8 protein-coding genes are annotated in these 6668 nt (G+C 63.2%); all 8 read left to right on the forward strand.

Going from position 1 to position 6668, the window contains the following annotated elements; genetic code table 11:
* The first annotated feature begins 96 nt into the window (after window positions 1–96).
* The 8 genes from metX to V7756_RS11170 all read left to right on the forward strand — a co-directional run bounded on the left by metX (window position 97) and on the right by V7756_RS11170 (window position 6566).
* Window positions 97–1239, forward strand: coding sequence for a homoserine O-succinyltransferase MetX (metX, locus tag V7756_RS11135; RefSeq protein ID WP_335610244.1), 1143 nt, complete (start codon window positions 97–99; stop codon window positions 1237–1239).
* Window positions 1240–1241: 2 nt separating this feature from the next.
* Window positions 1242–1832: a methionine biosynthesis protein MetW gene (gene metW / locus V7756_RS11140; RefSeq protein ID WP_335610251.1), complete on the forward strand. Its 591-nt coding sequence runs from the start codon at window positions 1242–1244 to the stop codon at window positions 1830–1832.
* 26 nt (window positions 1833–1858) lie between these two features.
* On the forward strand, window positions 1859–2299 hold the full coding sequence (locus V7756_RS11145; RefSeq protein WP_335610245.1) for a DUF4426 domain-containing protein: 441 nt from the start codon (window positions 1859–1861) through the stop codon (window positions 2297–2299).
* Between the two features lie 4 nt (window positions 2300–2303).
* Complete coding sequence (gene rdgB, locus V7756_RS11150) at window positions 2304–2894, forward strand: RdgB/HAM1 family non-canonical purine NTP pyrophosphatase (RefSeq protein WP_335610252.1); 591 nt, start codon at window positions 2304–2306, stop codon at window positions 2892–2894.
* Window positions 2891–4114: a radical SAM family heme chaperone HemW gene (hemW, locus tag V7756_RS11155; RefSeq protein ID WP_442908993.1), complete on the forward strand. Its 1224-nt coding sequence runs from the start codon at window positions 2891–2893 to the stop codon at window positions 4112–4114. Before rdgB ends, hemW begins: the two co-directional genes overlap by 4 nt.
* 271 nt (window positions 4115–4385) lie before the next feature.
* Entirely contained in the window at window positions 4386–5549 is a 1164-nt protein-coding gene (locus V7756_RS11160; protein WP_335610246.1) for an iron-containing alcohol dehydrogenase, read from the forward strand.
* A gap of 37 nt (window positions 5550–5586) precedes the next feature.
* On the forward strand, window positions 5587–6024 hold the full coding sequence (locus V7756_RS11165; RefSeq protein WP_335610247.1) for an acyl-CoA thioesterase: 438 nt from the start codon (window positions 5587–5589) through the stop codon (window positions 6022–6024).
* Entirely contained in the window at window positions 6024–6566 is a 543-nt protein-coding gene (locus V7756_RS11170) for a DUF922 domain-containing protein (protein ID WP_335610248.1), read from the forward strand. Before V7756_RS11165 ends, V7756_RS11170 begins: the two co-directional genes overlap by 1 nt.
* The last annotated feature ends 102 nt before the right edge of the window (window positions 6567–6668 follow it).

Here is a 6668-nt window from a genome sequence, read left to right on the forward strand (position 1 = left end):
TTTCTGGCCAGTCGCGCACTGGCCGCCAGACGGGGCCTGCCGGGCAGCTCTCCCGACCTTATCAAGCCAGGCCAACCCACACAGGAACAGGTATTGATGTCCACATTTGCTGCTGACTCCGTCGGCCTGGTGACACCCCGGCGACACAGCTTCAGCGAGCCGCTGCAACTGGCCTGCGGCAAAGCGCTGGCACCCTACGAGCTGGTATATGAGACCTACGGCCAGCTCAATGCCGCCGCCGACAACGCGGTGCTGATCTGCCATGCTCTTTCCGGCCATCACCACGCTGCAGGCTACCACAGCGCTGATGAGCGCAAGCCCGGCTGGTGGGATTCCTGCATCGGCCCCGGCAAGGCCATCGACACCAACCGCTTCTATGTCGTCAGCCTGAACAACCTCGGCGGCTGCCACGGCTCCACCGGGCCTTCCAGCATCGACCCGGAAACCGGCAAAGCCTATGGCGCCGCCTTTCCGGTCCTGACCGTGGAAGACTGGGTGCACAGCCAGGCGCGTCTGGCCGATGTACTGGGCGTGCAGCAATGGGCTGCAGTGGTCGGCGGCAGCCTGGGCGGCATGCAGGCGCTGCAGTGGGCCATCAGCTACCCCGAGCGCATCCGTCATTGTGTGGCCATCGCTACCGCGCCCAAACTGTCGGCGCAGAACATTGCCTTCAATGAAGTGGCCCGGCAGGCCATTACCACCGATCCGGACTTCCACCATGGCGATTACGCCGCCTTTGGCGTGATCCCCAAACGCGGCCTGATGCTGGCGCGCATGGTCGGGCACATTACCTACCTGTCGGACGACGCCATGGGCAGCAAGTTTGGCCGTGAACTGCGCAGCGAACAGCTCAACTACGACCTCACCAGCGTCGAGTTCGAGGTGGAAAGCTACCTGCGCTATCAGGGGCAGGAGTTCTCCGGCCGTTTCGACGCCAACACCTATCTGCTGATGACCAAGGCGCTGGATTATTTCGACCCAGCCGCCGCGCACGGCGGCAACCTGGCCAGCACCCTGGCCGGCATTCAAGCGCAAACGCTGGTGATGTCGTTCACCACCGACTGGCGCTTTTCGCCGGCACGCTCGTATGAGCTGGTCAACGCTCTACTGGCGGCGAAGAAGCAGGTCAGCTATCTGGAGATTGAAGCGGCGCAGGGACACGACGCCTTTCTGTTGCCGATTCCCCGCTACATCGAAGCCCTCAGCGGCTATATGAACCGTATAGAGGTGGCCTCATGAGCCTGCGCGCCGATCTCGAGATCATTCAGCAGTGGATCAAACCCGGTAGTCACGTACTCGATCTGGGCTGCGGCGAGGGCGAACTGCTGCGCCACCTGCGCGACCACAAGCAGGTGCAGGGCTACGGGCTGGAAATCGATCCGGAGAAAATCAGTGCCTGCATCCGCCACGGCGTGAACGTGCTGGAGCAGAACCTCGACAAGGAGCTGGACAACTTCAAGGACAACAGCTTCGATACCGTGGTCATGACCCAGTCACTGCAAGCCATGCACTACCCCGACCGGGTACTGGAAGACATGCTGCGCATCGGTCACGAAGGTATTCTCACCTTCCCCAATTTCGCGCATTGGCGCTGCCGCTGGCATCTGGGCATCAAGGGCCGTATGCCGGTCTCGGAGTTCATGCCCTATACCTGGTACAACACGCCGAACATCCATTTCTGTACCTTCAGGGATTTTGAACAGTTGTGCCGCGAGCGCGGCATCAAGGTGCTCGACCGCCTGGTGGTAGACCAGACGCACCAGCGCAGCTGGTTGAGCGGTCTGTGGCCGAATCTGCTGGGCGAAGTGGCGATCTATCGTATCAGCCGCTGAGCCCGCCCTTGCCCAAGGAGTAACCCATGCTACGTACATTGCTTTTTGCCGCCAGCCTGCTGATTGCCCCGCTGATCAACGCAGCCGTCGAACCGGCGCGCTTTGGCGACCTGATCGTCTATCACAACGTATTCAACAGCAGCATGCTGCAGCCTGATATCGCTGCCGCTGCCGGCCTGCAGCGCGGGCCGAGCCAGGGGGTGATCAATATCGCCGTGCAACGCCAGAATAACGGCAAGCCGCAGGCCGTGGATGCCATCCTCAAGGGCGAGGTGCGCAGCCTGATCGGCCAACCGGTGAAGCTCGACTTCAAGCGCATCAAGGAAGGCGACGCCATTTATTTTGTCGCCAACTACAGCGCCGCCCAGCGCGGCATGCTGCTATTCAAGATCGACATTCAGGCCGCGCCCGGCGCCATGGTGCACAGCCTCAGCTTCCAGCAGGAGTTCTTCCCGGATGACCAGTAAGTCAATGCCCTTCGAGACCCTGGTTCTCGCCAGCAGCAACAAGGGCAAGCTGGCAGAACTCCAGGCGATGCTGGGCGATAAGGTCAAGGTGTTGCCGCAGAGCGACTTTATTGATGAAGATGTCGAAGAAACCGGCCTGACCTTTATCGAAAACGCCCTGCTCAAGGCGCGTCACGCGGCGCGCGCCTCCGGCCTGCCCGCGCTGGCGGATGACTCCGGCCTGGCGGTCGACGCCCTCGGCGGTGCGCCCGGCATCTACTCGGCGCGCTACGCCGGCGGTGAAGGCGACACCGCCAACAATGCCAAGCTGCTGCTGGCGCTGGAAGCGGTGCCCACCGAGCAACGCGGCGCGCAGTTCATCTGCGCCCTGGCGTTGTTGCGCCACGCCGACGACCCCATGCCCATCGTGTGCGAAGGCATCTGGGAAGGCCGCATTCTGAATGAAGCGCGCGGCGCCCACGGCTTCGGCTACGACCCCCTGTTCTGGGTGCCCGAGCGCAAATGCTCCAGCGCCGAACTCAGCCCGGCCGACAAAAACCAGCTCAGCCACCGCGCCCGCGCCATGGCGCAGCTGCGCCAGCGGTTGGGGCTATGACCCAGCCGCAAGCAGCAAGCAGCAAGCAACAAGCAACCCCAACGGACAGCTTGCAGCTTGCAGGGGGCGCCCCCCCGTCTTGCAGCTTGCAGCTGCCGCCCTTGGCGGCCTACATCCACATCCCCTGGTGCGTAAAGAAGTGCCCCTATTGCGATTTCAACTCGCATACCAGCCAGACGGCGTTGCCGGAAGATGCCTATATCGACGCCATGATCGCCGATCTGCAGCAGGATCTGCCGCTGGCGGGCGGGCGTGAGCTGACGTCCATTTTCTTTGGCGGCGGCACGCCCAGCCTGTTCTCGGCTGCCAGCCTGGGGCGCTTTCTGCAGGCCTTGAATGACCGCGTGCCCTTTGCCGCCGACATCGAGATCACCCTGGAAGCCAACCCCGGCACCTTCGAGCAGGCCAAGTTTGTCGATTACCGCGCCACCGGCATCAACCGCTTGTCGATCGGCATCCAGAGCTTCAACGCCACTCACCTGAAAGCCCTGGGTCGTATTCACGATGACCGTGAAGCCCTGGGTGCGGTGGAGATGGCGCGCCGCGCCGGCTTCGACAACCTGAACCTGGACCTGATGCACGGTCTGCCGCACCAGAGCCACGAGCAGGCGATGGCCGACATCGATCAGGCCATGGCGCTGAGTCCGGAGCATCTGTCCTGGTATCAGCTGACGCTGGAGCCCAACACGGTGTTCTACTCCAAACCACCCACGCTACCGGAGGAAGACATTCTCTGGTCAATTCAGGAAGCCGGGCAGCAACGCATGGCGGCTGGCGGCTATGCGCAGTATGAAGTCTCGGCCTATGCCCAGCCTGGTCGCCAGGCGCGGCACAACCTGAACTACTGGCAGTACGGCGACTTTCTCGGGATTGGCGCCGGCGCCCACGGCAAGATCACGCACGCCGACGGGCGCATTGAACGCTACTGGAAAACCCGTCTGCCCAAGGATTACCTGGCTGCCGGCAAGGACGTCTGTGCCGGGCGCAAGACCCTTGAGGCCGATGAGCTGCCGTTCGATTTTCTGATGAACGCCCTGCGCCTGGTCGAGGGCGTACCCGCCAGCTACTATCGCGAGCGTACCGACCAGTCACTGGATGCTATCGAGCCCTTGCTGCAGCAGGCTGCTGCAAAGGGGCTGCTGGAGCCCTGGACGCAACAGCTGCGCCCTACCGAGCGCGGCCGGCTGTTTCTCAATGATCTGCTGGAGCTGTTTCTTTAATCGTAATCAGCCCGCATCGCTCCTTTGTGTAACGGCCGGGTTCTCTCCCCTACAGCGGTGTTGCGACTAGCCCCGTGGTCGAGATACAACACGACCACTCCAGGGAAGCGGCGCTGCGGTTTCGCCGTGCGTAGCTGTCACCAACCCGCCCCCATGCGTTACCATCTGCGGCATCAATAGCGCTTGCTGCATGAACGCGCAGTCAGCAGAATTGTCTCATTCAACTTTTTCACACCGCTCTTTTCGCTCCAACCGCAGCCCCGGAGGCCCCATGAATCCGTTCAGCTTTGCCACCACCGCCCAGATTCTCTGCGAATCCGGCTCTGCCGCCCGCCTGGGCGAATTGTGCCGCGAACGCGATGCCCAGCGGGTGCTGATCGTCACCGACCCCGGCATCACCAAGATCGGGCTGCTGGACAGCATTCTGCCGGCCATGGCCAAGGCCCAGGTCAGCGTGGAAGTGTTCGATCAGGTCGAAGCCGATCCGCCGGAGCACGTGGTACTCGAAGCGGTAGAGCAGGCGCGTAACATGCAGGCCGAGTTGATCATCGGCTTTGGCGGTGGCAGCTCGATGGACGTGGCCAAACTGGTCGCCCTCCTCGCGCACCCCGAGTGCAAACAGCAAATGGCCGATATCTACGGTGTGGGTAACGCTCGCGGCCAGCGCCTGCCGCTATTCCAGGTGCCCACCACCGCCGGCACTGGCTCGGAAGTGACCCAGATCGCCATCATCACCACCGGCGCCACCACCAAGATGGGCGTGGTTTCACCGATTCTGCTGCCCGATCTGGCGCTGCTGGATGCCGACCTGACCCTGGGCCTGCCGGCGCACGTGACCGCTGCCACCGGCATCGACGCCATGGTGCACGCCATCGAGGCCTATACCAGCAAGCTGAAGAAGAATCCGCTGTCCGATATGCTCGCGCGCGAGGCCCTGCGCCTGCTGGCCGGCAATCTGGATCACGTGGTGCAGAACGGCCAGAACCGCGAAGCACGTCAGGCCATGCTGCTGGGCGCGCTGCTCGCCGGTCAGGCCTTTGCCAACGCGCCGGTGGCCGCCGTGCACGCACTGGCTTACCCTCTGGGCGGGCATTTCCATATCCCGCATGGCTTATCCAACGCCCTGGTGCTGCCGACCGTGATCGAATTCAACGCCTCGCACGCCGCGCCGCTGTATGCCGAGCTGGCACCGCTGATTGTCGGTCCCGGCCTGCAGCCCGGCGATGCTGACCACCTGACCGCGCAGATGGTCACCGCGCTGGCTGACCTGAGCCCGCGCTGCGGCCTGCCCAGCCGCCTGCGCGATGCCGGCGTACCCAAGGACAAGCTGGAACTGCTGGCCAAGGACGCCATGCTGCAGCAGCGTCTGCTGGTCAACAACCCGCGTGAAGTCAGCGAAGCCGACGCGCTGGCCATCTACAACCTGGCCTATTGATGCCGCAGCCTGTTGAACCACTGAAAAGAGAATTCGCATGAGCACAAGCAAGCCAACCCGGCAGGATTACCATTACCTGCATGCCATCACCACGCGCTGGCACGACAACGACCTGTACGGCCACGTCAACAACGTGACCTACTACAGCTATTTCGACAGCGCAGTGAACAGCTGGCTGATCGCCGAAGGCGGGCTGGATATACACGACGGCGACCAGGTGGCCTTTGTGGTCAGCTCCAACTGCGACTACTTCGCCCCCATCGCCTTCCCCGATGCTATCGAGATCGGCGTCAAGGTTGCCCGCCTGGGCAGCAGCTCGGTGCATTACGAATTGGCCGTGTTCAAGCAGGGCCGCGACGAAGCCTGCGCCGCCGGCCGCTTCGTCCACGTGTTTGTCGACCGCGCCAGCAACACCGCCTTCCCCATCCCCAACCGTTGCCGCGCTGCGCTTGAGCGGCTGATGGACCCGATCTGATGCGCCTGCATAGGTGGTTTCTGTTGCCAGCACTGTTGGGCTTGAGCATGCCGCTGCTGGCTGAACCGGCACTGACCACGCGGGTTCAGCAGTTCGATGTGCAGGGCAACACCCTCGACACCATTCGCGCCAGCCTGAATCGCGACCGTCAGCACAGCGCCAGCCGCGTTGACTGGCACTTTACCTGGGAATCCACGCCGGGCCAGTGCCGCCTGTCCAGCGCCAGCACCGAGGTCAGCGTCACCAGCCATATGCCGCGCCTGCTGCCCGACGCCACCCGCCCGGCCAGCGTCCAGCAGCAGTGGGACAGCTACCTGCTGGCACTGCAGGCGCATCAGGATGGGCACGTAGAACTGGCGCTGGATTACGCCAGACAGATCGAACAGGCGCTGCTGGCGTTGCCGCCCCAAACCAGCTGCGAGCAGCTGTCGCAAAGCGCCAACGCGGCGGGACAGCGGCTGCTGAACGCCATGGGCAGCGCCGACCGCGAATACGACAAACGTACCCAGCACGGCACCCTGGAAGGCGCGACCTTTCCCTGAGCCTGCGTTACGACGCTATGCACCTTCCTGGGACGGCCGTATATGGTCTCCTCCCTCATTGCAAGGCCTCCAGCTTTTGATAACAAGAGCAGGTTGTCTGTC

This window comes from Halopseudomonas sp. (genome assembly GCF_036961105.1).
In the GTDB taxonomy this organism is placed as follows: Bacteria; Pseudomonadota; Gammaproteobacteria; order Pseudomonadales; family Pseudomonadaceae; genus Halopseudomonas.

Bases quoted from the DNA above. Each gene is read 5' to 3' on its own strand.
- metX (WP_335610244.1), top strand. From the start codon at position 97: ATGTCCACATTTGCTGCTGACTCCGTCGGCCTGGTGACACCCCGGCGA.
- V7756_RS11145 (WP_335610245.1), top strand. From the start codon at position 1,859: ATGCTACGTACATTGCTTTTTGCCGCCAGCCTGCTGATTGCCCCGCTG.
- rdgB (WP_335610252.1), top strand. From the start codon at position 2,304: ATGCCCTTCGAGACCCTGGTTCTCGCCAGCAGCAACAAGGGCAAGCTG.
- hemW (WP_442908993.1), top strand. From the start codon at position 2,891: ATGACCCAGCCGCAAGCAGCAAGCAGCAAGCAACAAGCAACCCCAACG.
- V7756_RS11160 (WP_335610246.1), top strand. From the start codon at position 4,386: ATGAATCCGTTCAGCTTTGCCACCACCGCCCAGATTCTCTGCGAATCC.
- V7756_RS11165 (WP_335610247.1), top strand. From the start codon at position 5,587: ATGAGCACAAGCAAGCCAACCCGGCAGGATTACCATTACCTGCATGCC.
- V7756_RS11170 (WP_335610248.1), top strand. From the start codon at position 6,024: ATGCGCCTGCATAGGTGGTTTCTGTTGCCAGCACTGTTGGGCTTGAGC.